Below are 23,991 nucleotides of genomic sequence, written 5' to 3'. Positions count from 1 at the left end.
GAACAGATGCGCCAACGGCGCGCTGATGTTTGTGCCCATGGTTTGCCGTATCTGGTGGCCGAGCACGATGGACAAGTGGTCGGCTATGGCTACGCCACGCTGTATCGACCACGTCCGGCCTACCGTTTTACAGTCGAAGATTCTGTTTATGTCCGCGAGGACATGTCTGGTCTGGGCATCGGGCAGGCGTTGTTGAGTAGGGTCATCGAGCGTTGTATCGAAGGTGGACGGCGGCAAATGGTCGCGATCATTGGCAACAGCGAAAACCTTGCGTCGATCCGCTTGCACGAGCGCCAGGGATTTCGCAAGGTCGGGGTGTTTGAATCGGTAGGCTTCAAGCACGGCCGCTGGCTCGACACCGTTATCATGCAGCGTGAGTTAGGCGAAGGGGCCGGCAGCGCGCCCCATGGTTAGCACCGCTGTCCGATCCTTGGGTATGCGGGGGATCGCCTGACCCGAACACCACACTGGGGCAGAACGCCCAAGGAACGCCATGTCCATCAAAACCGGAAGTAAACTGCTGGAAGGTTCATGCCACTGCGCAGGTGTGCGCTTGGTGATCTCCGAACCCCCAGCCTATGCAATCAAATGCAATTGCTCGATCTGTGTTCGGCTGGGGACGCTGTGGGCTCACTTCGAGTCCGCGATGGTGAAAATTGATGGGCATCCGCAAAACACATCGGCATATGTATGGGGTAAAGAAACCCTGAGTACCATCCGATGCAGAACCTGTGGATGCGTAACTCATTGGGAAGCGCTTACGCCGGAGGCAGGTGCCGAAGTCGGGGTCAATCTAAACAACTTCGATCGTCAACTCATCCAGAGCATACCCGTCCGAATCTTTGATGGCGCTGATACATGGGCCTATATGGACTGAACCTTTCTTCCTCAGAGACGCGAGTCTGGGGAGTCCACCCGGACTATGCTGCGAACTGAGCGCTAAGGGCTGCTTTGGACCCCAAGCAGACGCTCTCTCTTACCGTTGTGTTCGGATGGCAGCAGAGCCGCGCCGGATCGTGAGCGCGGCCATTCCTCGCGCATGCAAAAGAAGCGATAAAAGGACAGTCGGGTCAGCTTTACCGACGCCTATAGCACGAGCTGCTCGATCAGGGCAGCCGTATGCCCAGCAAGATGGACGTCAACGGCAAATGGTGTATCGCCGGAAAGGACGAGGTGCAGCGCGAAGCCACCCCGTCGCCCTGACTTGTTCGATGCCGTGTGCGTTGCACTCATGGAGGACGTCAGCGCGCATCACGTCCAGCCGGCCGGGCTGGATCTGGCGTCATTAGGCGCTGGCGCGAGTGTCCGAGGGCTTCGCTGGCGCTTTCGCTGCGGGCCTGGCAGCCGGTTTTACGCCAGGTTTCGCAGGCACTTTCGCGGCTGGTTTTGCAGCTGGTATAACGCCAGATTTCGCAGGCGCTTTCGCAGCTGGCTTAGCAGCAGCTTTCGCTATTGCAGGGCGCAAGCCTTCTCGCTTTATCAATTCCGACCCCGTCCGTTTGCGCAGTTTTGAGCTGTGGCAGAGAAGCCCGTAAGCCTCTTCATTCATAACCACTAAGTCATCCGGTCGAAGCTCTTGTGCTGGCTTCACAGTGAGCTCAACCCCGACAGCAAGCATGAGGCGCATCACCGTGTCATAGCGAACGTGGGTGCCGCCCTTCAGTGCTTTGTAAAGGCTCTCACGGTTCACCCCGGCGTTCTGCGCCAACCTGTTCACGCCTTGGGCTTTGGCCACTTCGGCGATCGCTTGCATCATGACTTCGGGGTCGTGTTCTTTCATCGCTTCGGCCAGGAACGCACTGATAGTTTCGGGCGTGTCCAGGAAGCGGGAGGCCTCGAAGCGGCTTGTATTGCCCGGATTCAGGTTGAGAATGGGCATGTCATCGGGTTTGTTCTGGTTACTCATAATCATGCACCTCGGAGTGCGTCTAGAATTTCTTTGGCGCGTTTGATGCCCCGTTTTTGATCCGTCTTATCGCTGCCGTAAAGCATCAGGTAGCTTGTCTGGCCTGATCGGACGTAATACACCCGGTAGCCAGGACCCACGAAAACGCGCATTTCACTCAGACCGTTGCCGACGGGCTCTGTATCACCAAAGTTACCGTTTTGTGCCCGCAACATCCTGACGGTTACGGCTGCTTTTCCTTGAACATCTTTGATCCCGCCCAGCCAACCAGTAAATTCTGACGTGGTATCGATTGCATACATGGGTTTATTGTTTTTGGTCATACGTCCAGAGTAGCCTAGTGGCTACATCTGTGTCGATGCGCGCCGGTCGCGCGGACGCTTGGGCGGCGTCGACTTTGATCAGGTTCTACACCACGTGACGCATTCAAGTGCTGCTGGCAACCCGTATAGACCAATGCCGATCAGCCATCCCTTCGGAGAAGTTTATGGGTGAGCATGATTACTCTTTGCACCCGGCGAGGACTACCTTGCAAGTGTCCGGGGTACCGCCGGACCGCCCGGCATAACGGGTGCAGTTATTCAGGGGTTTTTGCCGTGCAACACCCAGAGTATTGCCCCACGCGAGGCCTCCTTCACCCGTTGTAGGCAACGCTTTGGCATAACAGTTTGAACCCGCGGCCGACGCGTAATAACGGGTACTTTTTGCGTGGCCTCCACATCCCGCCGTCATCCCCAGACAGGTCAGGAGCAGGATCGACAGCGCCCAGGACGAGCATCGAACCGGGGTGTTCATACTCATCGTGGTCACTCGAAGTTAAGTGCAGAGCGTCAAGTCGCTTTATGAGCAGACTAGACGCTGTTGGGCGCCCATGAGACAGAAGCCGTGGATTCATGCCTGGACAGCGTGCTGGTTTCCAGCGGATTACCTCTGATCAGTAAACATCCTGATCGGGGTTCTTCCTTACACCCGTCGCTATACTCACGGTGGAAGTTTGGTCACCAGAAACCTCATCTGGGAAATACCAAAGGACGTCGAGATGCTGACTCTCCCGTCGGTGATCGCCGCAATGCTGATGGTCTTGACCGGATGCGTCACGCCCGCGCTTTCGCCTGTGACGCCCAAGGCGGTCTATGTCGGCCCTGCGACGTGGCGGCAGGTCGACGGTGACATCGTTGCAGCGTCCCGATCCGCCATCGAGCAAGCGAAAACCTACGCCCACGGATCAATGGATCACTGGCGCATGCGGGTTTACCAACAGACCGAAGAAGTCTTCATTCCCTGGTTCAGCAGTTACTGGACGCAGGAATGGCTCTCGGCCAAGGTGAGCTGGTACGCCCTCAGTGCCAACGGCGAGCAGGATGAGTCCGCCAGACGGCTGGCTGCCTACTTGCTTGAGGCTTATCAGGAGAAAGTCTTGAGGCCGGTCGCGGTGGAGATCGATCCGGACGCCATCCTCAACGAGACGACAGCGTTCTACGCACAGATTATTTTGCAGCAATTGCAGGTCATATCCCGCCGTTACGAGGTTCCCTTACCCCAGCTCAACGGCCATATCCAGAAAATCCCGGCCATCCGCCTGGGCCCACCGTCAGCCCGCGACGCCTCGTTGTATCAGGTATTGCACAGCGAACCTCTGAGCACCTTGCCAGCCTACACAGCGCTGATCGACAAGATTCATCAAAGCGGCGGCGACAACGGCATAGACTCTACGGCTGCGGCCATGGCGCCTGTGGCCACGCGCGCGAGTCAAAGGATCGAAGCAGAAATGGCGCCGCGCGGAGCTGCCAGTGTGGTTGCGGGAGTGGCGGGCAAACTGGCCGGTGCGTTGATTTCCGTCGGTGTGGCGGGCGTTCGCGCAGTCATCCAGGCCAACGACCGCCCGGACAGTGAGGCCCTGATCCGCAGCAGTCTGGGCAGCACGTTCGATAAGGCGTGGCTAAAATGGGTACAGGATCCCAGGAGCGGCGTGATGGCCGGTGCGCTGCACATCTCCGCTCAGATCGAAGGCGATCTGACGAGCATATCCGATCCTCTGGTCGTTACGCGAAGCGCCAACGTCCCATAGGGAAGACTTGGTCGAATATCGAACGACAGCGCTTGGGTAGACTTCGCAAGCCTCGTGGTGCAGGTACTGGAGATTCTGACGTCCTGAGCGGGTGCGCCCGCGTGGGCATCGGCTTTTAGTGCGTCTATGCACATACGGCCCAGTGACTAAAAAGCTGGCGGTGCGCGCATTGCTCGACTGCTCGAAGTTTAACTTTGGCAAACGTGAACCTCCGAACCTTCCCCCTCATCCTCGTTTCTATCGCGCCTATGATTCGTAGTCATAGGATAACAACACTCCTTGTTGGCATTTGGCGTCCTGCCTAGAGTGGCATCCATCGCAGCGCATCAAGCGCTTGATGATTGAAAGACGAGCCTAGGACACGGTCTGGTTAACCAAACCTCAGAATTACTTGTGGTGCTGCTCACACGGGTGATGGTGGTGAATAAACCGACAAAGCTTAGTTCTCCGACGCAATGCTTACCCTAATCAAACTTGCCACAAGGAATAAATAGATGAAATCCAAAACTAAAATTGCCGCTCTTATCTCATCCCTGACGCTGGCTGCGCTTACAACTGCGGCCGTTGCACAGGAAAATCCGGCCGCAGTACAGACCGCCAAAACGGTCGTACTCGTGCACGGCGCTTTCGCTGACGGTTCATCCTGGAACAAAGTGATTCCGCTGCTTGAGAAAGCTGGGCTGAAGGTGGTTGCGGTGCAGAATTCCCTGGACTCACTGGACGGCGATGTCGCGGCTACCAATCGCGCGATCAACGATGCAGAGGGGCCGGTGGTGCTGGTAGGGCACTCGTGGGCGGGCGCTGTTATCAGTGACGCCGGCGTCAACGACAAAGTCAAATCCCTGGTGTATGTGGCGGCTTACGCACCCGATGACGGCCAGTCTGTTTACGACTCAGCTAAAGGCTACCCGCAAATGCCAGCGCTCGCGTCTTTCGTAAAAGATAACGAGGGTTACTTAAAGGTCAGCGACGCAGGCGTGGCCAAGTTCTTTGCGCCTGACCTGTCACCTTCCGATCAAAAACTGATTGCCGCAACGCAAGGCGCGTTGAACAGCAAGGCGCTGGGTCAAACAGTAGCCCACGCTGCCTGGCACAAGGTCCCTTCGTTTGCGGTCGTCGCCGCTAATGACCTGATCATTTCGCCGCAGCAGCAACGCGATCAGGCCAAGCGCATGCATGCCACTTCGATAGAAGTACCTTCAAGCCACGTTGCAATGCTCGCTTATCCGAAAGCAGTTGCGGGTCTGATCATTAAGGCAGCCGAATGATTCGCTGACGGTATGATCATTATAATCATGTCATTTCTATTACTCCGGCACGTGAGATGACTGTTATGAACTGGTAAATAAATGATGTGTTTAATCAGGCCCGACTTAATGTCGGGCTTTTTCGTTGAGTGCGCTAAGTTAAGCGAATAACTCATTTGGATCTGACGGACACGCTGCTACCTCTTCCGTCCCTGGAGATCGGTTTGATCTTGTGGATAGGGTCCTGCCCTCACCCAGGAGTTTTGTTTCGACCCGGCAAGTGTGCCTGCCGACGAGATACGCATGTCCTGATGAGATGAAAAAACCGGGATCGCGCGGCACCGCATCTCTTCCTTTAAGGACAGGGTAGTCGCGGTTGCTTGACGACACAGAAGCATTAACCCGCATCATTCGAGCGACACCTTCGAGCCTCAAGGCGCATTCACTGACACCGCACTGGAGCGCTACCTACAAGATGGTGGTGTGTGCATCGACACCTCCCAGCATGAGCGGATTAATCAATGCCCAGCGTTCGCTGATATCTCGTTCTGATCCCAACGCTTCGCGCACTGCGGTGTGTTTCATTTAGGTCGGATTCGGCAGGGTGTGTTGGCTGGATCTGGAACGTCCTGGAAGTGAAGCATTTTAAGCTTCGCCCATTCTGGGTAACGGAGGCTTTTATCCAAGCATGAAAAAGCCGTCGACTGGCGACGGCTTGGAGGGGAGGGGGATATAGGTTCGCAGGAGGGTTTCAACCCATTGCAGGCCAGTCCGAGTAACCGGTCGAATCGCCACCGTACCAGTAGACCTTGGGCGCTTCCGCCAACGGCGCTCCGCTGCCCAAGCGATAAACCAGGTCGGGGTTGGCGATAAAAGGGCGGCCGATGCTAAACAAGTCAGCTTCTCCCGCCGCCAGCGTCTGCTCGGCCAGATCGAGCGTGTATTGGTTGTTGGCGATGTAGGCGCCGCTGAAACCCTGCCGCAGCTTTTTAAAGTCCACGCCGTTGACCTCTTCGCGACTCAGCTGAGTGACGCCCTCAATCTCATGGATGTACAGCATTCCCAGATCCGATAGCGCGGCAACATAGGCACCGAAAGTGGCCATGGTGTTGCTGTCCAGCGGGGTTTCGCCGGGCGTTGTAGTCACTGGCGAGATACGGATGCCGACACGTTCGGGGCCCCACACGTCGATGACTGCCTTGACCACATCCAGAGGAAAACGCAGGCGGTTTTCCAGCGAACCGCCGTAACGGTCTGTCCGCACATTGGTGCTGTCGCGAATGAACTGCTCAAGCAGATAGTTGTTTGCAGAATGCACTTCAACACCGTCAAAACCGGCAATCCTGGCGTTTTGGGCTGCCCTGCGGTAATCCTCTACGATCAGCGGAATCTCATCGGTTTCCAGCTCTCGCGGCGTGACGAAATCTTTCATGCCTTCATGAACCCGGATCTGCCCATGAGGCTTGATCGCCGATGGCGCTACAGGAAGGCCGCCGTTGTGCATGTCAGGGTGCGACATGCGTCCGGTGTGCCAGAGTTGCAGGAAGATCTTGCCGTCCTGACGATGCACCGCCTCGGTCACACGCTTCCACGCATCGATTTGCGCATCGGTCCAGATGCCCGGCGTTCGGCTGTACCCTCGTGCCTGGGCGGTAATGTTGGTCGCCTCAGTCACTATCAGTCCGGAGCTCGCCCGCTGGGCGTAGTAGTCAGCGACGTAGCCGGGTTGGACGCCGGCATCATCCGCGCGACTGCGGGTCATCGGCGCCATCACAATTCGGTTTTTCAGTTGCAGTCCGCCTAGCGTGACGGGCTGCAGAACGGGACTTGCGGAACGATCAGTCATGGTTTTTTTTCTCTCTGCAATTCAGGAAAGCGGTAGCTGCGTTTAGTCGATGGTCTTGGCCCATACAGCCTGGGCGTTGGTGAACTCCCGCAACCCGAAATGCGAGAGCTCGCGCCCGTAACCACTCTTTTTCACGCCGCCTACCGGAATGCGTGCGTTAGAAGCCGGGAAGCTATTGATGAAGACCCCGCCGGTTTCCAGACGTCGACTGATGCGCCGCGCGCGAGCCAGGCCTTGGGTCCACAGGCTGCCGCCCAAGCGAAGGCGGCTTGGGTTGAAGTGGCATTCGGGTTGCTCATCGGTATCACCTCGTTAACGGTAGTGCAGCGCTTTTTGCGCTGCGATGTCCGTCACTCTAGGTAGGCCCGACAGACCCAGGAAGGCATGTTGTTATCCTATGACTGCGGCTCATAGGCAGCGTGTCGAGGGATATACGTGACCAGCGAAAGGTCCCGACACCCCTGGTGCAGGGCCACGTAGGTAAATCGACATAGCCGCTGACCCAAAGCGGTCTGTCGATTTGAGGGGGCGGGGCAGGGCGGTGACTGCTTAGCGGCGGCCGCTCTGCACCGGTCGAATTTCTTATCCTTGGCGCAGGACGATTGTTAACGGCGGTTTGGCCTTTAACGTCGATTCTCGTCGAGAGAAAGCGTCATCATCCTGAAACACAACCTTCAAATACAACCATCGCAACAGGAACCGGAATGGCGCCTCCGGCCACAGACCTTCTGGAAAACCATCGTCGATAGCAGCGATGTCGAGCTGCATCCCTATATCCAGAGGATCTCACCATGCGCGTGTCTGGCCAGCAACCCCCCGTTTCCTCCCACTCCATCGAACTTCAGCAGCGCTCAAATTCGACTGCTGTCACCGGCCACGCTTCCGTCGGAGAGGGTCATCCTCAATCCGGGGAGGTAAGCGCAGCGGCGCTGAACGAAGCCCGTGAGATGAAGCATTTGCTCACCACCTACGTGAGCAGTCAGTTCAAGCCCTACAAGGATCGTCTGGATGTGGAATCGCCGCACCGGGGGGAGATCGATCGAATCATAGAGAGCCGAGTCGACAAACTGATGGCAGAGAACATCTCGTTCGAAGAGCTTGGGACGTTGATGGATAAAGCCAAGAAAATGGACCGCAACGCTTCAATGGTGTCGGGTACGGCTGGCGGCGTGCCTTTTGCGGTCGCGTCGTCGCTCCAGGCGGCCATCCCCGTGATCACGGGAATCGGGGCAAACATACAAAACCCGGTGGCAAAAGCGGCAGCCTTGGGCACGATTTCACTCGCGGCGGCATCAGCGATGGATCAGGTCGGTGGCGCTTCTATTAAAAAGCTTCGAGAAGACGCGTACTACTTGCACGCGCCCGCGGACAAACTGCATGAGTCCTTGAATGCCGCGCTGGAGACCATCGATACCACCGCGAACCTGGCCATCCAGAACGCCAAGGAGGCGCAGACGTTCACGATCCGCAATGGCATCAGGACGGTGGTCGGCCCGGTGGCGGCCGCGATCAATCCGAAGGCCGAGCCCATTGTGGACACAGCCCTTGCTATTGCGGGTGGTCTCGCTGCCGGTACCGGTACCGGGTACCTCGCCCACAATCGGCGCACCGAGCAAGGCACCAGTGGCCCCGCGCTGCTGTTGGGACGAAGAGACAGCCCGCCCAAACCGGACCTGAGTCAAGAAACCGAATGGTTCGACACGTTGAAGGCATTGCGGGACGCGAAAACCGTCCGTACGCCTCTCGCCAATGGAGGGGCACGTCTGGCCAACGCCGGCCGCACACTGGTCACCGATCCGCTGGGGGCGATATCGAGAACCGCCAAAGCCACTTTCACCCCTTCCGGCGCCGCCAATGTCAGCACGCTGACCGGCGGTTTTGCGGCGCTGGAAGCCGGTAAAGGCGCTGCGGTCAACGCCTTGAGCAAACAGCACCCAGCCTTGGGTTCATTGGCAAAACACGCCATCAATACAGTAGGCGGCGCCGCTGTGTTCGGCGGCAACGCCGCCAGCGTCGCCGTCGCAGACAAGCTGGTGGAGGATTTGAGGTCGAAAGGCAAGACAAAGGCCGAACCCGCGGCAGGTGCTACAGAAACCGCTCAATCAGTGCATGACGATCCGGCTGAAGCTGCTGGCGAGACTCTCGGCGATGAGCCAAGCCGTGTCAGCAGACCTTCCAGTCAACGGTCCCCACGAGCGGGGTCTGATTCGGGTTCTCTTCCGCGAACCAGCCTCACTAGCAACCGGATCACGAATGCCGAGAACACGGCAGGCCCCTCCATCCAGTCTCCAGCAGGCAGTGCCCGGGCAAGCCTTGAGGCCAAGAAAGCGCAACCAACAAACAACGGCGGACCCTCCAGCGAGACAGCACGCCCTGCGTCGACGGCTTCGAGTACCCCTGCCGAGCGCCCGGCTCAACCCGCGGTGCAGGCAGCTGATTCCTCGGATGACGACGCATCCAGTTATCACACTGCTGCGGCGGGTTCGTCAGATGACGAATCGGTCTACCTTACTCCGCCGCAAAGCCCGGTTTGAGCGAGTGGACGATAAGGTGTGAAACCGCCGGCCGCAGTCGTCCAAGGGCTGCTGGCAGGTCTGATCCTGCAGCTAAACCCGAGCCCCAAGTGCAGCGGCAGACGGGAGGGTTTAGCGAACTGGTAAATCAAGATGTGGCAGATCCTGTTGCTTAACTTCAGAATCTTCCTACGTCATCGCGGGAGGTTGGGCCTATGGTGGCCGCTCGGGTCATGAAGTACTCAGTTTCCATAATTTCTTGAAGCAGGGACTGGGGCGAGAGGGATCGTTTACGGTTCGCACGGCCCCGTGCAGCCGGGGCATGTTTTTAACGTTCTCAATCAGAGTGGTACTGTTAGGTATTTGATGGGCAGACCGGAAAGTCCGCACATTTACTGAATTTCGATACCTTGCAGCTGTTGAGGACTAATTGATGTTCGATTACGAATATGCTCTGAATAGGGCGAAAGACTATCTTGAGGATTCAGAGATACCTTTGCAGATAACGTCTGAAGGGGAGTTCGCCGAGGGGTGGTTCTTTTGTTATCAGTCAGCTGAGTATTTAAGAACTGGTGATTCGTCTGATCAGTTAGCGGGAAACAGCCCATTCCTGACTGATCGGAACACCGGTGAGTTAATCGAGTTGGGGACGGCTAAGCCTATAGCAGCGTACATTGCTGATTACCTTCACGAGCACTATGCCCCGTGAGTTTGCGCCGCTACACAACGGCCTCTTCGAGTCACGAAGGCGTTGATATAAAAGTGGTTTGCGACACGGTGAAAGACCGGGTCGTGACCGGATATGCAACTAACACTCCAAAGAATCCTAAGCCATGAAAGCTGATTACCAACTCATTGAAAACAACCTGAGTATCGTCCTTGCTGAGCTCGGATCTCAGCCGGAGGTGGGTTCGTTCTTCCCCCCTGAGTCCTTATCTTATCAAGAGCAAATTGATCAATTGTCTGAGTGGGTGAATGACGCGGGAGAGTACGGTCTGGTGTATGAAAACGTCGTTTCTATGCTAGAAGCGTCCACTTTCAAATTATCTGGAAAGGCGGCAATAAAACTTCTGGAGGTCGGTCTGATTTTTGGTTTCAAGACTGAGTCAGAGTCAGATAAAGAGTTCGACCGACGTTAATTGCAAGAATCGTGATTCGCTCTGTATGACAGGCAGAGCGCACTCACGCCGGGTGGATCGCTAGCCTTGTATCATTTATGAAAGGCAAAAGCGGTAGAGTATTTTTTATCTGTCCCAACCTGGATCCCTTGAGGCGTACAGTTTTTTCAGATTTTTAGCCGCAGCCTTGTAATTTGCGCAGGTCTGAGCGCAGAAGCGCCCTTGCGTAACCAAGAAGCGAGTTTTAAGTTGATATGATGAAAACACAATATACAGCAGCTTTTATAATTCCTATCGGCGCATGTAAGAATTTAGGCGAGGATGGGTGGGAGTTTGAGAGCTCTGACCGGCTATCCAATGAGGTTGCAGGACATCTGATAGCGGCATTGAGGCTCGACTTTGTTGAGACGTACTCAGGGATCAAAAGATACGTAGGCGAGAATATAGGTATGTCCCTATTTCTTGATGACAATAATGAGGTGGAGAATATTTACTTTCAGGTTTCCGGGAATTCGCTGAAAGCGCTTACAGAGCTATGCCAGGATCCTCAGGTGTCTTCAACAGCCGAAATGTTCGTGCCTGAAAAAGAATGAATACTGTCTACGGGTCCCAGCTTTACACAAGTGTAGAGGGAACTGAACGCAATCAGGATCACGCGGCCGGACATCGCGAGTATCTTGCTGTCGCAGCGTGAGGTCCCCACGCTGAGACATTCCCGACAGAGCAAGGGTCTTCCGGACTAATCACACAGGACGGGATATACCCTTACGCATACATCCCCACTGCCTTTCAGTGCCACCGGGCGGCCTTTCAGGCGCCGCCGTCGAGGCCATGCATATGGGCGACAACGTGCATAAAGACCCAGGCATCACCCTTTTCGTACGTATCCAAGGCTTCGCTGCCGCCGAGAAACGGGTACGGCTGTGGAATGTAGACCTGACTTTCAGCAAGGGGGCCTAGATGTCGGACTAGATCGGCAACGTGATCCGAGCTCAATACATACAGCTCGAACCCCGGTTCCTTCAGTATCTGCGCTTCAAAATCTTCGACTGACCGGTGGCTTCCGTACGACTTTGCCGCGCACTTGAAAGGATGCAGCACGAGGTACTCTGAGTCGTGTGGGTTGCGAAGAAAGAAATGGCCGAGGCTTGAGTAACCAACAACCTCGGTGTGATTCGGGAAACTGGCGGCCCATGCGCCCAGATCGCTCGAGGGTCGAAGCGAAAAGAGTGTGTAGAGAACAGGTCCGGACGGCTTTCTGAATATTTTAGAGAAAAGTCCCAAGGTGAAACCTCAAGTTGAGCGCTGACTGGCAAGAACGCGCTTATAAATTTCGGTGGTCGAAAACGACAGGCCGCCACATTCGATTTGGCTAACTGCCGCAGATATCACATCTCGTCGCAACGATCTTGAAAAGTCATCCTGGCTTGAGCCCGAAACCGCGCCTTGCTTGCACAGCCACATACGGGTGCGCGGGCTGTTTAAGGCGTTATCGTAATGAAGGTGGGTTATTCAGATAACCCAGTAATCACCGTTGGCGGAAAGCTCGCATGACTGAATAACAAAACGCTCAGGTGTGCCATCTCTCATGGCGCCGTCAAACAGGCCAAGCACGATGTCGCAAGCCTGCTCTGCTGTTAGCACGTGGTCAATCTCCCTCACGCTTTCCCAAAACCAAGCACTGACCGCAGCCAGCCTGAGGACTTCCTTTCATAGAAAGGTGTTGTTTCCGTGAGGAAGTAATCGCTAAGGCCTGATTCCCCTTCGTGAACGCGATAGAGGTCGACGGGTTCGCCATCCGGCGCAGTATCTCCGGCAACGGTTCCGGCTTCGCGCATGACCCGTTCAAAATCTCCGTCCATGTCGATACCCACGATCAGATGGGGCTTTTGATCAGATGATCCGTCATGCATCAACGCCAGAAATGCGCGCTTTACGTTGCGATGTTTGCTGAGTAGCTGCGTGAGCGAGTTGACCATCCTGGACGGGTATTGCGACGGTTGTCCGAGCAGCACGTTCGTGTCTTTTTTGACCGTGCGCTGCACCGGCTTTTGGCCTATCCCGTCGGAGAGCAGATGGCGCACTTCCTCGGGCAAAAACTCTTTCCCATAAGGAGACCTTGGATTGAGGAAAAGAGGGGCACCCAGTGTGATTTCAAATAGCGAGCTGGCCGGGATCTCTACGTAGGACTCTTTGCTATCGATGGATCCTTGCAGTGTCCGCAACGAAGAAAAAAACGGAATGACAGCGGAGCCGTCAGCCTTTTGCCAATGCGCGATGCTGATGTCGCTGCCCGCGTCGAGTGTGACCTGACCTTGTCCAGTGCCGGCAGTACCCAGTACGTACACAGTGGAATTCAGCAGAGTCCTGAAAAACTCAGGTCGATGGGCCGGCTCATCAGCCGCCAGCCTGAGTGATTGTTCGAGAGCGTTTTCTTGCTTGATATCCATGATATCCATCCGTGGCTCCATCAAAAAAAAAAGACAAAACTGAGCGCAAAGGGTTGTCCTTAAAGGCCGACATGAGTCCGAGCATAGATGGCCTGGATTCGACTCATCGTTGATAGTGGACTCACCGTTACGAGATTTTGAAGAAAAGAAATGCATTTGTGAGGGGAAACGCACAAACGCTACCGAGCGCCGCTTCGCATTGGCCGCGCATGCAGCAAAGCCCCTGTTCCTTGAACCGAGAGTTGCTACGCCGGCAGTGGTCCGAACGCGCGGTATGAATCGACCAGGCCATCGAAAAGCGAGATATCCGATCGACTTCTGGCAAAGAGCTGGGCACCGACGATAGCTGCGAAAATTGCTCGTGCTCTCGCTTCACTCTGACTTGGTTCGCACACTTTCGCAGCCAGTAGAAGCTTGTTTAGCCATGCAATGTTGACATCAGCAAAGGTCTGAATTTCTTTGGTCATTTCAATGGGCAAGGTATCGGTTTCAGCGCCCATAAAACTGCCCAGGCAGAGACGATTATCCGCCTCAAGCGATCTTCGGAAGATTTCAGGAAATCGACGCAGCGCGTCAATCGGAGATGGGCTTTCTGATTCGATCATCTCGAGCGCGAGCGCACCGTCCTCCCAATATCGTTTGGCAACGGCAATACCCAGATCGGCTTTGCTTGGAAAATGGTAGTAAATACTCGCCGCTTTGATACCAACATCTTGTGCAAGGTCGCGGAAATTCAAACCATTGTAGCCCTGCGATTGGGCAATTTTCTTGGCCGCCAGCAAAATGGCTTCCTTGGAGTTGACGCTCATTTTGGTGCCTTTCGTCTTGGGACGATCTCTTGAACAGGAAAAGCGAATTTACAGCAAAAGCCTACCGTTTGACCGCTAGATTGTCATGGAGAGCAGTGCGTTCAACGCGACCAGGGTGCTCAGGCGAACCCGTTCCAGCATGGTTCAGCAAGCGGCATCGCCAGCCGACACTATCGAGATCACTACGGTCACCGAGAAAGCCAGGCGGGCGATCTCGGCGCACCGGAGTTTCCAATGAGAAGCTGTTACCGGGCTGGCGAATCCAGCTCAGGAATGCCGCTGTTGCGATCGGCGTAGGCCGCCTGGAAGCTTGGACGTTTTGTCCAGCGCTGCCAGTACGCATCCAGGAACTCAAAACGCTCGTCCAGTGGAGTGGCATTGACCGGGAATTTCGAGAAGGCAATCGCGGTTGCCAGGGTGATGTCCGAGAAGGTCGGGGCATCGCCGCCGAGCAGCCATTCGCGGCCGTCTGACAGATGACGATTGACCAGTGCGGCGTGAGCCAAAGCTTCCTTACGGCAGTGTTCGCCCCACGCCTCATTCTTGGTCAGTTCCAGCTTGAAGCCGAGGCCGGTGTGCAACACGTGGAATGCTGTAACGATGCGGTACAGGATATGCACCCACACCCGGTTATCCCACATGTTATCTAGACCCTGTTCCAGTGCGGTCTCTCCCATGATCTTGCGACCGGGATACGCTTGGTCAAGATAACGAACGATGGCAGCCGTTTCGGAAATGTAGCTACCGTCAGCCAGTTGAAGGGTGGGCGTTTCGCCCCACGGGTTCATATTCAAATGACGCCAGCCACGCTGTTCTCCCACAGGGGACATGTCATAGATGGTTTCGGCAAATTGGTCAGCGATGCCCTTTTCGTGCATGAACAGACGCAGACGCTGCGGGTTCGGAAAGGCTGAAGGCGAAGTGAAAAGCTGAAGTTGAGTAGTCATGGTCGATCCTGCAGGTAGGTGGCTGGTCTATCTAACGAGCGTTAGGTAGGCAAACCTTAGCTGCGGATTTGGTGCGCGTCAACACCTATCTAACAGTTGTTAGGTGGATTTTTTGGGTGCCGTCCGGCTTGATCCGATCCCTCAGCGTCTGCATAGCTGAAGGCGGGGGCGGAACGACGCCGGGGGGGGGGCGAGCGAATGCAAATGATTGGTCAGGTCGGATGCAAGCGGGTGCTCAAGTGCAGTGCGATTTTTCAAGTGTGTCACTAACTGCCATCCGAGCCCAAAGCCAGCCGGGCCATCTTGACGATACCCAGGCTCAGTGCGTCGAAACCGCCCTGCAAAACTTCGTGTCTAACGCCAAGAGATTGAACCTTGTAACGGGGTCGGAAAAACGTTTTCGCTGCTGAGAGTGCCCGTTCTGGCCGATATTGCCTGATGCCCTGTATTCATCAAACAGAACCTCCGACGTTCCACTCCGCCCGGGGGCTCGACACGCCCCCAACAGATGGCCATGGGTTCGGGGCCGATAGCCTCGTCTACATTCTATTGCGGCAGCGCGTCTCCTTGTGGATTCAGAAGCTGTTCAACGAACGTGATGAATGCTCTAGCCTTCGCGCTGGCCATCCTACCGGTGGGGAATACGGCCCACAGATCCAGATTAGGAAGGTGCCAGTCTTCCAGCACAGTACGTATCTCTCCAGAGGCAATCTCGGGGGCGAACATCCACTCAGAAGAGAGGGTCAGGCCAAGACCTGCAAGCACAGCGGTTCGGATGCCCTCGGCAGCGGTGACGCGAATCCTGCCCGCCACGGTGATGGACTGTTCGGTACTTCCTTGGCTGAATACCCAATTGGCTCCGCCGCCGCCTTGCGAATAGACAACGGCCTGATGCGCCATCAAATCGATGGGCGACTGAGGCTCACCGAACCGCCGAAAATAATCGGGAGTGCCCAACACTAGCCGCCGACATTCGCCAATCTTGCGTGCCGTGAGGCCGGAGTCGTTCATGGCGCCCATACGCAATGCGACATCGATCCCTTCTTCCACCAGGTTAACGTTGCGGTCATCCAGCACCACGTCAATGTTCAAGTCCGGATGCGCGTCCAGAAAAGCACCCAAATGGGGGAGCACATGCAGCCGAGTGAAGGTCACTGCGGCGCATATGCGTAGCGTGCCGGTAAGGCCCGTGCCCGCGCCTCGAGCCGCGAGATCTGCCTCGTCTGCTTCCTCGATGGCGCGTTTGGCACGTTCGAAATAAGCTAGCCCAGCTTCGGTAGGGGTCAGTCCACGTGTGGAGCGCAAGAGGAGGCGCACGGACAGCCGCTCTTCCAGTTGCGCGACGATCTTCGAAACAGCGGGCTGCCCGATATTGAGCCGGCGGGCTGCTGCCGAAAAAGAGCCGGTTTCTACCACATATACGTATGTTTCCATTGCGGCCAACCGGTCCATCTTATTCCACCTCGGAATGATTTATATCCATTTTCCCAGTCTGCCCGGTTGACGGCGCTTGGTGCAAAGTTTTAAGTCGTGAGCGCTCCAGGATTGCCAGTCATGACAGACAAATTGTCTTCCGCAATCGCGGAAACTCAAACCAAAGCCGGACACATCGTCGAAGCACCCAATGAGCGGCGGCAGCATGGGCTGTCCGCCGTGCTGGATTCAGGACAATGGGCACGGCACGCACTGAAGGCGGGTGATTACGCTATTGAGTTTTGCCTGCCTGATCGTCAAGGCAAGAAGGTCTCACTGGCCAAAAGCCTGCTGTCGGGACCGGTAATGTTGATAGTTTCCCAAGGTGGGTGTCATGACAACGTCAGGACACAGCTCTTGGATCTCGCCGCCGTTTACCCTCAGATGCGTTCGCGGTCCGTGACTCTGATCGTGCTCGCACCAAGGTGGGATATCGCAGACATTGACGAGCTTCCGTTCGCCACATTGGTCGATTCGCATTGCAGTGTCGCTACCGTTTACGGTCTGGCGCTTCAGGGCGGTGGCCCGACGCGACTGCATGCCGAATCGATTGGAGGCGGCGAAACCGACGCCGATCTGGCCGAGCCGTTAGTCCTGCCTGCGACATACGTTATCAGCCGCAGTGGCGAAATTGTATTTGCCTCTATAGACGCCAATGCTGCCCATTACCTTCAGCCCGTTGCGCTGCTTCGGATGCTTGAAGCGTTATCTCGGCGGCAGGACTTCTGATACGACGCGCGGCAACATGCCGTCTCTGAGGGCGCGTTTCTGCCAACTTCGAATGTCCTGGATCGCTCACATTCCCTGACGGCATAAATGCTATGCCGACGTCCTCTCTACTGCGTTGCAGGGCTATCGCAGAGTATTACCTGGCGATCAACGAACCGATCCACTCCATTCAGCCAGGTATCCTCCATGACGCTTCAAGCGAAACTCGATGCATTCAAAGCTGACTTCGTCGGCGGCAAACCGCCTTTCAACGCACCGCCTGAAGTTCACGTCGTGATGAAGCGTGCGACGGCTGAGCTGGTCGCTACCGGGCAGGCCGATCGGGCGTTGAAAGTTGGCGACAGGGCGCCTGTTTTCATCCTCGATGATCCCGATGGCAACCCTGTGTCTTCCACCGACTTGCTCGCCAAAGGCCCGTTGGTGCTGAGCTTCTATCGGGGGGTGTGGTGCCCTTACTGCAACATGGAATTGCAGGCACTTGAAGAGGCGCTACCAGCCTTCCGCGGCTTGGGTGCAAACCTGGTAGCGATTTCTCCTCAGATCAAGGCCAACAGTCGCAAGTCTGTCCGCCAGAACAAGCTGAGCTTTCCGATTCTCAGCGATGTCAAGGGCGACGTCAGCGCGCAATTCGGCCTGCGCTTCAACCTCCCGGACTACCTGATCGATCTGTACAAAGGCTTTGGCAACAACCTGCCAGTCTTCAACGATGATCCGAGCTGGACGCTGCCGATGCCTGCCCGTTTCGTGATTGGCCAGGACGGAATCATCCTCTATGCCGAGGTCAATCCGGACTACACCCAGCGTCCTGATCCCACTGAGTTGTTGCCTGTTTTGCAGGGATAACGCCACCGGCCGCCTTCCAGTTAGCGGCCGTTGCTCAAGGACAGAACTTGAGGCTGCTTATTCCCCTGCGGAATGAAACCTATCGCATTCACCTGCCTACCGGCTTGACTTTGACAAGCCTACCTTCAGTTGCAGTCCGGCCGACCCTCGCCGGGTAGGCCAAATCGGAGCTGCATTGATGCCAAGCCTTCATATTGTTCTCAAACATCCAGTAGCGGGACTCGGCCTGCTGGCAATGGCGCAGTTCATCATCGCCGCGGACTACAACATCGTTTATGTTGCTTTGCCCTCCATTGGTTCCGCCCTTGGCTTTTCGGCCGTTCACTTACAATGGGTGGTCAGCGCGTATGCCTTGTCGTTCGGCGGCTTCCTGCTGTTGGGTGGCCGGCTAGGAGACGTCTTCGGTCGGCGAACCGCGTTCGTTGTGGCGCTGGCCCTTTACGCCGGTTCCTCCTGGGCCGGCGGCCTGGCGACCGGCCCCGCTTTGCTGATCGGCGCGAGAGCCGTGCAGGGTCTCGGAGGCGCCTTGCTCTTTCCGACGACGCTGGCGTTGATCGCCACGTATTTTACTGAGGGCAAAGAGCGCAATAGAGCGTTGGCTGTCATGGGCGCAGCTGGCGCCAGTGGAGGGGCGAGCGGGGCACTGCTAGGCGGATTGCTGACGAGTGCCTTCGGTTGGCACGGGACGTTCTTTGTCAACGTACCCATTGCGGCGCTGGTAATGATCGGGGCGCTCTGGGTATTGCCGCACGACGAGCTACGCACCGGCAAGGTTCGTATCGATCTACCGGGTGCGTTAACGGCCACGGCAGGTTTGGTGTCTTTGGTGACTGCCTGCATCGAGGGCCCCGAGCTTGGCTGGACCAGCCCATTTGTCGCAGGTTTGCTGGTGGGCGCCGCCGTGCTTCTCTGCAGCTTTCTGTTGATCGAATCACGGACGGCAGCCCCCCTGATGCCCTTGCGGCTGCTGCGTCATTCGAGCCTTCCTACCGGCATGCTGATCTGTGCGCTATTTGCATCAGCATTCGGTGCCCAGTACTTCCTGTTGACCACTTATTTGCAGGAGGTGCGCCATCTGGCACCGCAGATGGCCGGTCTGGCCTTCCTGCCTTTTGCTCTGTCCATCGTGGCAGGCACCCGCTTAGGTGGCCTTCTGGTCACCCGAGTCGGCTTGCGTAACGGTCTGGTGGTCGGCTTGGCGCTGGGGATTGCCGGCCTGCTGTTGGTGGCGTTCAACCTGAGCGCGGACGGCAGCTACGCCACCCGTTTATTGCCAGGTTTCCTGCTCGATGGCTTGGGGCAGGGGATTAGCTGGACGCTGATGTGGATAGCCGCCACCTCTGGCATCGATGCGCGGGACCGAGGCATTGCGTCCGGTATGGCGAGTACCGCGCAGCAGGTCGGTGCCGCGCTAGGGCTCGCCCTTTTGGTGGGTATCGCCACACCCGGCCCGCAAGGCGCAGGCGTCAGTGCGCTGGCTTCAATTGATGCGATCACGGGCGGATTACGATCAGCCCTTTTCGCCGCATCCCTGCTGGCGACGCTGGCGGCTCTCGTCGCTCTCACACGAATTCCTTTTCATAAAAAACCGATCTCCGACCTGCCCACCGCTGTTTGATCTCTACTGGAAAACCCATCATGACTCAGCCAACACCTGAACTACCTATCGTCTTCATCGTCGGCGCTACCGGTCAAACCGGACGGTTGATCATTGAGGCATTTGACCGCAACCCTGGACACGTGCAACTGCGCCTCGGCGTACGCAATCGGGACGAAGTGGGCCGGCTACGCGCACTTGGCCGAGACGCTGTGTATTTTGACCTCGATGAGCCGCGCTCCTTTGGCGAGGCACTGGCCGGCGTCGAGCGTCTTTACCTGCTGACGGGTTACACCATCGCCATGGTGCATCAAAGCAAGACGCTGGTGGATGCTGCCTACAAGGCGGGCGTGAAGCACATCGTCAATCAAGGTGTATTTGCGGAATGGGATTGCACCGACCCCCACTTCGTCTGGTTCTCCATGGTCGAGAAGTACATCGAGGCCAGTGGCATCGCCTGGACCCACCTGCACCCCAATATCTTCATGGAATATCTGCTGAACAGTGGCCCGCCCGTGGGCGGTAGCTTTTCGGTGTTCTGGGGCAATGCACGCGCTGGATGGGTTGCTTCCAAAGACTTGGCTGAAGTCGCCGCCACGGTGCTGCGCCAAGGGCCGACCAAGCATGCCGGTCGCGATTACTGGATGAGCACAGAAACACACACCGGAGCCGATATGGCAGCGATTCTCAGCGAAGAGCTGGACCGCACGATCACCTGTGACGTACGCAGCCCTGTTGAGTTCGAAGCCTTGTTCAAGGCCGGCGCACTGCAAGTGGAAAGTTGGTACGCCAAGGGCGCGGTGGACTTTTGCGTGCAGTTGGCGGATGGGCGCATGGGCTACATCGGCAGCGTGCGTGACGATGTGCCTTACGTGCTCGGGCGTCCGGCCACAACGTTCCGCGAATGGATTCAACAGAACCGCGAGAAATTGCTCGGTTTCGTCGAAGCCACATCGGTGAAAAGCTGACTGCCCGCGGAAAAAACGGGCAGCCTCATTCCATTCAAGAATGAGTGCTATGCCCGGTGGCTGCGTTTCGCATCAGCCCTCGGGCCTTCACTATCGGTCTCAACAAACACCCACCGCTTTCTCTGAAGGTAACTCTCATGACCACTTTTACCGTGTACACCGCTGATAACGCGCCGGCCGCCTCCAAGCCAATTCTGCAAGCGGTCAAGGGGGCCTTTGGCTTTTTGCCGAACCTGCAAGCGAACATGGCCGAGTCGCCTGAACTGCTCGCTGGCTATTCGCAACTGTGGGATCTGTTCGGCAAAACCACATTGACGGCCCATGAGCAACAAGTGGTGTACCTGACTTCCAACTTCGAAAACAACTGCCATTACTGTATGGCGGGCCACAGCACGTTGGCCAAGATGATCGAGATGGACCCGGCGGTCATCGCCGCACTGCGCGCTGGTACTGTTGTACCGGACGCAAAGCTCGAAGCGCTTCACGTCTTCGCAACTCAGGTGGTTCGTGAGCGTGGCTTCGTCCCTGAACTTGCTATCGATGCCTTCCTCGCGTCGGGCTATACCCGTCAGAACGTTCTGGAGGTAGTGCTCGGTGTGGCCACCAAGTTGATGAGCAACTACACCAATCACCTGGTGCACACCCAGCTCGATCCGTTCATGAAAGGCAATGAATGGACCAAACCGATCTGACAGGTTCGGCGCTTTATCTACAGCGACTCACCACTAAAAACGCCCGCGCCATGCGGGCGTTGTTGTTTTCAAGAGTCGGAAAATCGAATGAGCCGTAGTTTAGGCCTCACCGCTGGTTCGACTATCTCGTCGTTTTCACGCCGCCCACCGCGCTCACGCGGGCGGGCGTTCAATTTCTGGAGCTTTGAATGACTTCTCGTACCTTCTTGATTACCGGGGCCAGCAAAGGCATCGGCCGCGCTCTTTCCAACGCGCTGGCTGCCGAAGGGCACACAGTCGTCGGTATAGCCCGACACGCCGATGATCCGGGTTTTCCTGGCGTGCTGGTCCCGGTCGACCTGGGCGACCGGGCAGCCACCGCACAAGCGCTGGCTGACTTGACTCAGCAGTACGCATTTGACGGCTTGGTGAACAACGTCGGCCTGGTGCGCCAGCAACTGCTTGGCGAAGTCGACCTTGATGATTTCGATGCGGTTATCCGGGTCAATTTGCACTCGGCGCTGCAAGCCACTCAGGCGCTGTTGCCCGGAATGCGCGAGCGCGGATGGGGTCGCATCGTCAATATTTCCAGCCTGACGGTATTAGGCATCACCCACCGCACTTCCTACGCCGCTGCCAAGGCGGCGCTGATCAGTTTCACCCGGACCTGGGCTCTTGAACTGGCTCGTACCGGGATCACGGTCAACGCCGTCGCGCCAGGACCTACTGAAACGCTATTGTTCAGAGCCAACAATGCACCGGACAGCGAGGGTGAAGCGCGCTATCTCTCGGGTGTACCCATGGGCAGATTCGGCCAGCCGGAGGAGATCGCAGCCGCCATACAATTTCTTCTGTCGCAGAACAGCAGCTTCATGACCGGTCAAACCTTGTTCGTGGACGGCGGCGCTTCTATCGGCAAATCGTCGATCTGATGTGCAATCGCGACGCATAAAAAAAGGCGCTGTCACATGACAGCGCCTTTTTTTCTCTGCGCAGATTTTAAGTAGTGGCTGCATCTACGAATGGATAGTCCGTGTAGCCACTGGCATCTCCGCCATAGAAGGTGTCGCGGTCATAGGCGTTCAGCGCCAGGCCTTCTCGCAAACGGCGCGGCAGATCCGGGTTGGCAATGAAGGAGCGACCGAACGCGACCATGTCCGCACCACCCTGGGAAATGATGGCCTCGGCACTCTCACGATTGAAGCCGCCAGCCGCGATGATGGGGCCCTTGAACAAGGTTCGCAGGTACTGGACCGCCACAGGTGCTGCATGCTCGTCGATGGTTTCATTACCTTTGACGCGCGGCTCCACCACGTGCAGATAGGCCAGCCCAAGCTTGTCGAGTTCCTGCACGACATAGCCAAAGGTTTCCTTCGGATTGCTGTCGTGCATCGAGCCATAGCTGCTGGACGGACTCAGCCGTACGCCAACATGCCCGTTGCCCCAGACTGAAACCGCAGCAGCCGTGATCTCGAGCATGAACCGAGCGCGGTTTTCAATGGGGCCACCGTACGCATCCGTTCTTTTGTTCGTACCGTCCTGAAGGAACTGGTCGGGCAGATAGCCGTTGGCACCGTGAATCTCGACACCGTCAAAACCCGCCGCTTTGGCCAGTTCTGCACCGTGGCGAAACTCTTCGACAATGCCTGCGATCTCTTCGAATCGCAGTGCCCTAGGCATGCCAAAAGGCACGGGCCCGCTGTCGGCATAGGCGTCCCCTTGCGCCTGGATAGCTGACGGTGCAACCGGATCGACCCCGCCGGGCTGGAGCAGTGAATGAGATTGGCGGCCCACATGCCACAGTTGCAGGAAGATGATCCCGCCTTTGTCGTGCACGGCCTTGATTACCTTGCGCCAGCCTTCAACCTGCTCCTGGGTATAGATACCCGGTGCATGGGCATAACCGTAACCGTGAGGTGAAACGGGCGTGGCTTCAGAGACGATGAGTCCGCCTTGGGTTGTGCGTTGCGCGTAGTACTTAGCCATCAGCTCGTTTGGCACATCGCCGGGGCTGGAACGCATGCGGGTCAAGGGAGCCATGACCACGCGGTGTTGCAAGGTAAAGGGACCGACCGGAGTCGGCGTGAACAGGTCTTGATGGCTCATTGGATTGCTCCGCGGATGTCAGGATTGAGGGATCAGGGCGTTGGTTTTTTCGATGGCGCGAATCACGGCAGGACGGTTGCTGACGGCGGTGTACCAGCGCTCCACATTTGGGCTGACGGAGAAATCGATGCCGGCAAATTCCCGGCGCCACATCCAACCGAAATGCGCGATATCGGCAATTGAGAATCGCTCGCCCGCAACAAACTCGTTGTTCGCCAGTACCGCTTCCAGCACTGCAAGCGTGCGCTTGGCTTCACCGTGAAAACGGGCGATGGCGAGAGGGTTGGGTTCGCTGGCCAGCTTCAGGAAAAAGCCGGATTGGCCAAAAGAAGGGCTGATGGCGGAGGCGTGGAAGAACAGTTGCTCAAATACTTTGGCGCGCTTCGATCCGTCTTCAGGCAGGAGCTGTTTATAGCGCTCGGCCAGATAGACAAGGATGGCTGCGGACTCGGTGAGGACCACATGCTGTCCACCGTAGCCTTCTGTATCGATAAGCACCGGAACCTTGGCATTTGGGTTGAGGGTGATGAACGCTTCGTACTTTTGTTCGCCCTGGCGAATGTTGACAGGCTCAAGTTGATACCCGAGCTGCAGTTCTTCCAGTGCTATGAGCACCTTGACACTGTTGGGAGTGGCGAACGCGTAAACGATTAACATGCCTCGAACCCTCTTTCAGAAAGCTGTCCTGGCTGGCGACGTC

Annotated in this window: 25 protein-coding genes and 2 pseudogenes; 14 read left to right on the top strand and 13 right to left on the bottom strand. The window is 56.8% G+C overall.

All coding sequences use genetic code 11. From position 1 onward, the window contains the following. Together VF672_RS17785 and VF672_RS17780 are read left to right on the top strand one after the other, a co-directional pair. Positions 1 to 414 (top strand): N-acetyltransferase family protein (locus VF672_RS17785; RefSeq protein ID WP_331105867.1); only part of this gene is annotated, 414 nt, incomplete at its 5' end. Between the two features lie 79 nt (positions 415 to 493). Beyond that, on the top strand, positions 494 to 877 hold the full coding sequence (locus VF672_RS17780) for a GFA family protein (RefSeq protein WP_331105866.1): 384 nt from the start codon (positions 494 to 496) through the stop codon (positions 875 to 877). Between the two features lie 705 nt (positions 878 to 1,582). Here VF672_RS17780 and VF672_RS17775 read toward each other — a convergent pair. The 3 genes and pseudogenes from VF672_RS17775 to VF672_RS17765 form a co-directional block, all read right to left on the bottom strand. Then, positions 1,583 to 1,906 (bottom strand): annotated as a pseudogene (locus VF672_RS17775) (addiction module antidote protein); the annotation flags it as partial. 2 nt (positions 1,907 to 1,908) lie between these two features. Continuing rightward, positions 1,909 to 2,229 (bottom strand): type II toxin-antitoxin system RelE/ParE family toxin, encoded by a 321-nt coding sequence (locus VF672_RS17770; protein ID WP_331105865.1) that lies wholly within the window; start codon positions 2,227 to 2,229, stop codon positions 1,909 to 1,911. A 178-nt stretch (positions 2,230 to 2,407) separates the two neighbouring features. Continuing rightward, the gene (locus tag VF672_RS17765; RefSeq protein ID WP_331105864.1) at positions 2,408 to 2,707 is read right to left on the bottom strand and encodes a hypothetical protein; all 300 of its coding nucleotides are present in this window, start codon (positions 2,705 to 2,707) and stop codon (positions 2,408 to 2,410) included. 241 nt (positions 2,708 to 2,948) lie between these two features. On the opposite strand from VF672_RS17765, the gene VF672_RS17760 reads away from it, so the two are divergent. Together VF672_RS17760 and VF672_RS17755 are read left to right on the top strand one after the other, a co-directional pair. After that, positions 2,949 to 3,974, top strand: coding sequence for a hypothetical protein (locus VF672_RS17760; protein WP_331105871.1), 1,026 nt, complete (start codon positions 2,949 to 2,951; stop codon positions 3,972 to 3,974). A 494-nt stretch (positions 3,975 to 4,468) separates the two neighbouring features. Continuing rightward, entirely contained in the window at positions 4,469 to 5,242 is a 774-nt protein-coding gene (locus tag VF672_RS17755; protein WP_331105863.1) for an alpha/beta hydrolase, read from the top strand. A 730-nt stretch (positions 5,243 to 5,972) separates the two neighbouring features. Here VF672_RS17755 and VF672_RS17750 read toward each other — a convergent pair. The 3 genes and pseudogenes from VF672_RS17750 to VF672_RS17740 all read right to left on the bottom strand — a co-directional run bounded on the left by VF672_RS17750 (position 5,973) and on the right by VF672_RS17740 (position 7,835). Continuing rightward, entirely contained in the window at positions 5,973 to 7,067 is a 1,095-nt protein-coding gene (locus VF672_RS17750; protein WP_331105862.1) for an alkene reductase, read from the bottom strand. 42 nt (positions 7,068 to 7,109) lie between these two features. Beyond that, positions 7,110 to 7,343 (bottom strand): annotated as a pseudogene (locus VF672_RS17745) (aldehyde dehydrogenase family protein); the annotation flags it as partial. Between the two features lie 306 nt (positions 7,344 to 7,649). Next, complete coding sequence (locus VF672_RS17740; protein ID WP_331105861.1) at positions 7,650 to 7,835, bottom strand: hypothetical protein; 186 nt, start codon at positions 7,833 to 7,835, stop codon at positions 7,650 to 7,652. 23 nt (positions 7,836 to 7,858) lie between these two features. Here VF672_RS17740 and VF672_RS17735 point away from each other — a divergent pair, with 23 nt between their 5' ends. The 4 genes from VF672_RS17735 to VF672_RS17720 all read left to right on the top strand — a co-directional run bounded on the left by VF672_RS17735 (position 7,859) and on the right by VF672_RS17720 (position 11,291). Beyond that, positions 7,859 to 9,601 (top strand): hypothetical protein, encoded by a 1,743-nt coding sequence (locus VF672_RS17735; protein ID WP_331105860.1) that lies wholly within the window; start codon positions 7,859 to 7,861, stop codon positions 9,599 to 9,601. 412 nt (positions 9,602 to 10,013) lie between these two features. Continuing rightward, the gene (locus tag VF672_RS17730; RefSeq protein ID WP_331105859.1) at positions 10,014 to 10,289 is read left to right on the top strand and encodes a YrhB domain-containing protein; all 276 of its coding nucleotides are present in this window, start codon (positions 10,014 to 10,016) and stop codon (positions 10,287 to 10,289) included. 124 nt (positions 10,290 to 10,413) lie between these two features. Next, the gene (locus tag VF672_RS17725) at positions 10,414 to 10,719 is read left to right on the top strand and encodes a hypothetical protein (protein WP_331105858.1); all 306 of its coding nucleotides are present in this window, start codon (positions 10,414 to 10,416) and stop codon (positions 10,717 to 10,719) included. 233 nt (positions 10,720 to 10,952) lie between these two features. Next, positions 10,953 to 11,291 (top strand): hypothetical protein, encoded by a 339-nt coding sequence (locus tag VF672_RS17720; protein WP_331105857.1) that lies wholly within the window; start codon positions 10,953 to 10,955, stop codon positions 11,289 to 11,291. A gap of 217 nt (positions 11,292 to 11,508) precedes the next feature. On the opposite strand, the gene VF672_RS17715 is transcribed toward VF672_RS17720, so the two are convergent. From VF672_RS17715 to VF672_RS17695, 5 genes are all read right to left on the bottom strand, one after another. Then, the gene (locus tag VF672_RS17715) at positions 11,509 to 11,982 is read right to left on the bottom strand and encodes a T6SS immunity protein Tdi1 domain-containing protein (protein ID WP_331105856.1); all 474 of its coding nucleotides are present in this window, start codon (positions 11,980 to 11,982) and stop codon (positions 11,509 to 11,511) included. 374 nt (positions 11,983 to 12,356) lie between these two features. Further along, entirely contained in the window at positions 12,357 to 13,157 is an 801-nt protein-coding gene (gene sseB / locus VF672_RS17710) for an enhanced serine sensitivity protein SseB (protein ID WP_331105855.1), read from the bottom strand. Between the two features lie 236 nt (positions 13,158 to 13,393). Then, positions 13,394 to 13,957 carry a TetR/AcrR family transcriptional regulator gene (locus VF672_RS17705; protein ID WP_331105854.1) on the bottom strand — a complete coding sequence of 188 codons (564 nt, stop codon included), beginning with the start codon at positions 13,955 to 13,957 and terminating at the stop codon, positions 13,394 to 13,396. A 245-nt stretch (positions 13,958 to 14,202) separates the two neighbouring features. After that, positions 14,203 to 14,904, bottom strand: a complete 702-nt coding sequence (locus VF672_RS17700; RefSeq protein WP_331105853.1) for a glutathione S-transferase family protein — start codon at positions 14,902 to 14,904, stop codon at positions 14,203 to 14,205. 546 nt (positions 14,905 to 15,450) lie between these two features. After that, positions 15,451 to 16,356 carry a LysR family transcriptional regulator gene (locus tag VF672_RS17695; protein WP_331105852.1) on the bottom strand — a complete coding sequence of 302 codons (906 nt, stop codon included), beginning with the start codon at positions 16,354 to 16,356 and terminating at the stop codon, positions 15,451 to 15,453. A 102-nt stretch (positions 16,357 to 16,458) separates the two neighbouring features. Between VF672_RS17695 and VF672_RS17690 the strand changes: the two genes are divergently transcribed. The 6 genes from VF672_RS17690 to VF672_RS17665 all read left to right on the top strand — a co-directional run bounded on the left by VF672_RS17690 (position 16,459) and on the right by VF672_RS17665 (position 22,117). Next, a complete protein-coding gene (locus VF672_RS17690; RefSeq protein ID WP_331105851.1) occupies positions 16,459 to 17,106 on the top strand; it encodes a redoxin domain-containing protein in 648 nt (215 codons plus the stop codon). A 186-nt stretch (positions 17,107 to 17,292) separates the two neighbouring features. Next, on the top strand, positions 17,293 to 17,949 hold the full coding sequence (locus tag VF672_RS17685; protein ID WP_331105850.1) for a peroxiredoxin-like family protein: 657 nt from the start codon (positions 17,293 to 17,295) through the stop codon (positions 17,947 to 17,949). A 178-nt stretch (positions 17,950 to 18,127) separates the two neighbouring features. Then, positions 18,128 to 19,567 (top strand): MFS transporter, encoded by a 1,440-nt coding sequence (locus VF672_RS17680; protein WP_331105849.1) that lies wholly within the window; start codon positions 18,128 to 18,130, stop codon positions 19,565 to 19,567. 20 nt (positions 19,568 to 19,587) lie between these two features. Then, positions 19,588 to 20,514: an NmrA family NAD(P)-binding protein gene (locus VF672_RS17675; protein ID WP_331105848.1), complete on the top strand. Its 927-nt coding sequence runs from the start codon at positions 19,588 to 19,590 to the stop codon at positions 20,512 to 20,514. A gap of 137 nt (positions 20,515 to 20,651) precedes the next feature. Then, positions 20,652 to 21,206, top strand: coding sequence for a carboxymuconolactone decarboxylase family protein (locus VF672_RS17670; RefSeq protein ID WP_331105847.1), 555 nt, complete (start codon positions 20,652 to 20,654; stop codon positions 21,204 to 21,206). Between the two features lie 188 nt (positions 21,207 to 21,394). Continuing rightward, entirely contained in the window at positions 21,395 to 22,117 is a 723-nt protein-coding gene (locus VF672_RS17665; RefSeq protein WP_331105846.1) for an SDR family oxidoreductase, read from the top strand. Positions 22,118 to 22,184: 67 nt separating this feature from the next. Here the strand turns inward: VF672_RS17665 and VF672_RS17660 are convergent, their stop codons facing one another. Both VF672_RS17660 and VF672_RS17655 read right to left on the bottom strand, forming a co-directional pair. Next, positions 22,185 to 23,291, bottom strand: a complete 1,107-nt coding sequence (locus VF672_RS17660) for an alkene reductase (RefSeq protein ID WP_331105845.1) — start codon at positions 23,289 to 23,291, stop codon at positions 22,185 to 22,187. Between the two features lie 18 nt (positions 23,292 to 23,309). Further along, positions 23,310 to 23,948, bottom strand: coding sequence for a glutathione S-transferase family protein (locus VF672_RS17655; protein WP_331105844.1), 639 nt, complete (start codon positions 23,946 to 23,948; stop codon positions 23,310 to 23,312). Between the last annotated feature and the right edge of the window lie 43 nt (positions 23,949 to 23,991).

It is taken from the genome of Pseudomonas sp. (assembly GCF_036387035.1).
GTDB lineage: Bacteria > Pseudomonadota > Gammaproteobacteria > Pseudomonadales > Pseudomonadaceae > Aquipseudomonas.
This window is presented reverse-complemented; position numbering and strand designations above follow the sequence as displayed.

Coding starts and splice junctions, on each gene's coding strand:
- VF672_RS17765 (WP_331105864.1), bottom strand. CDS start 2,707: ATGAGTATGAACACCCCGGTTCGATGCTCGTCCTGGGCGCTGTCGATC.
- VF672_RS17665 (WP_331105846.1), top strand. CDS start 21,395: ATGACTTCTCGTACCTTCTTGATTACCGGGGCCAGCAAAGGCATCGGC.
- VF672_RS17725 (WP_331105858.1), top strand. CDS start 10,414: ATGAAAGCTGATTACCAACTCATTGAAAACAACCTGAGTATCGTCCTT.
- VF672_RS17770 (WP_331105865.1), bottom strand. CDS start 2,229: ATGACCAAAAACAATAAACCCATGTATGCAATCGATACCACGTCAGAA.
- VF672_RS17750 (WP_331105862.1), bottom strand. CDS start 7,067: ATGACTGATCGTTCCGCAAGTCCCGTTCTGCAGCCCGTCACGCTAGGC.
- VF672_RS17780 (WP_331105866.1), top strand. CDS start 494: ATGTCCATCAAAACCGGAAGTAAACTGCTGGAAGGTTCATGCCACTGC.
- VF672_RS17700 (WP_331105853.1), bottom strand. CDS start 14,904: ATGACTACTCAACTTCAGCTTTTCACTTCGCCTTCAGCCTTTCCGAAC.
- VF672_RS17735 (WP_331105860.1), top strand. CDS start 7,859: ATGCGCGTGTCTGGCCAGCAACCCCCCGTTTCCTCCCACTCCATCGAA.
- VF672_RS17655 (WP_331105844.1), bottom strand. CDS start 23,948: ATGTTAATCGTTTACGCGTTCGCCACTCCCAACAGTGTCAAGGTGCTC.
- sseB (WP_331105855.1), bottom strand. CDS start 13,157: ATGGATATCATGGATATCAAGCAAGAAAACGCTCTCGAACAATCACTC.
- VF672_RS17705 (WP_331105854.1), bottom strand. CDS start 13,957: ATGAGCGTCAACTCCAAGGAAGCCATTTTGCTGGCGGCCAAGAAAATT.
- VF672_RS17695 (WP_331105852.1), bottom strand. CDS start 16,356: ATGGACCGGTTGGCCGCAATGGAAACATACGTATATGTGGTAGAAACC.
- VF672_RS17675 (WP_331105848.1), top strand. CDS start 19,588: ATGACTCAGCCAACACCTGAACTACCTATCGTCTTCATCGTCGGCGCT.
- VF672_RS17680 (WP_331105849.1), top strand. CDS start 18,128: ATGCCAAGCCTTCATATTGTTCTCAAACATCCAGTAGCGGGACTCGGC.
- VF672_RS17685 (WP_331105850.1), top strand. CDS start 17,293: ATGACGCTTCAAGCGAAACTCGATGCATTCAAAGCTGACTTCGTCGGC.
- VF672_RS17670 (WP_331105847.1), top strand. CDS start 20,652: ATGACCACTTTTACCGTGTACACCGCTGATAACGCGCCGGCCGCCTCC.
- VF672_RS17740 (WP_331105861.1), bottom strand. CDS start 7,835: ATGCAGCTCGACATCGCTGCTATCGACGATGGTTTTCCAGAAGGTCTG.
- VF672_RS17755 (WP_331105863.1), top strand. CDS start 4,469: ATGAAATCCAAAACTAAAATTGCCGCTCTTATCTCATCCCTGACGCTG.
- VF672_RS17660 (WP_331105845.1), bottom strand. CDS start 23,291: ATGAGCCATCAAGACCTGTTCACGCCGACTCCGGTCGGTCCCTTTACC.
- VF672_RS17720 (WP_331105857.1), top strand. CDS start 10,953: ATGATGAAAACACAATATACAGCAGCTTTTATAATTCCTATCGGCGCA.
- VF672_RS17730 (WP_331105859.1), top strand. CDS start 10,014: ATGTTCGATTACGAATATGCTCTGAATAGGGCGAAAGACTATCTTGAG.
- VF672_RS17690 (WP_331105851.1), top strand. CDS start 16,459: ATGACAGACAAATTGTCTTCCGCAATCGCGGAAACTCAAACCAAAGCC.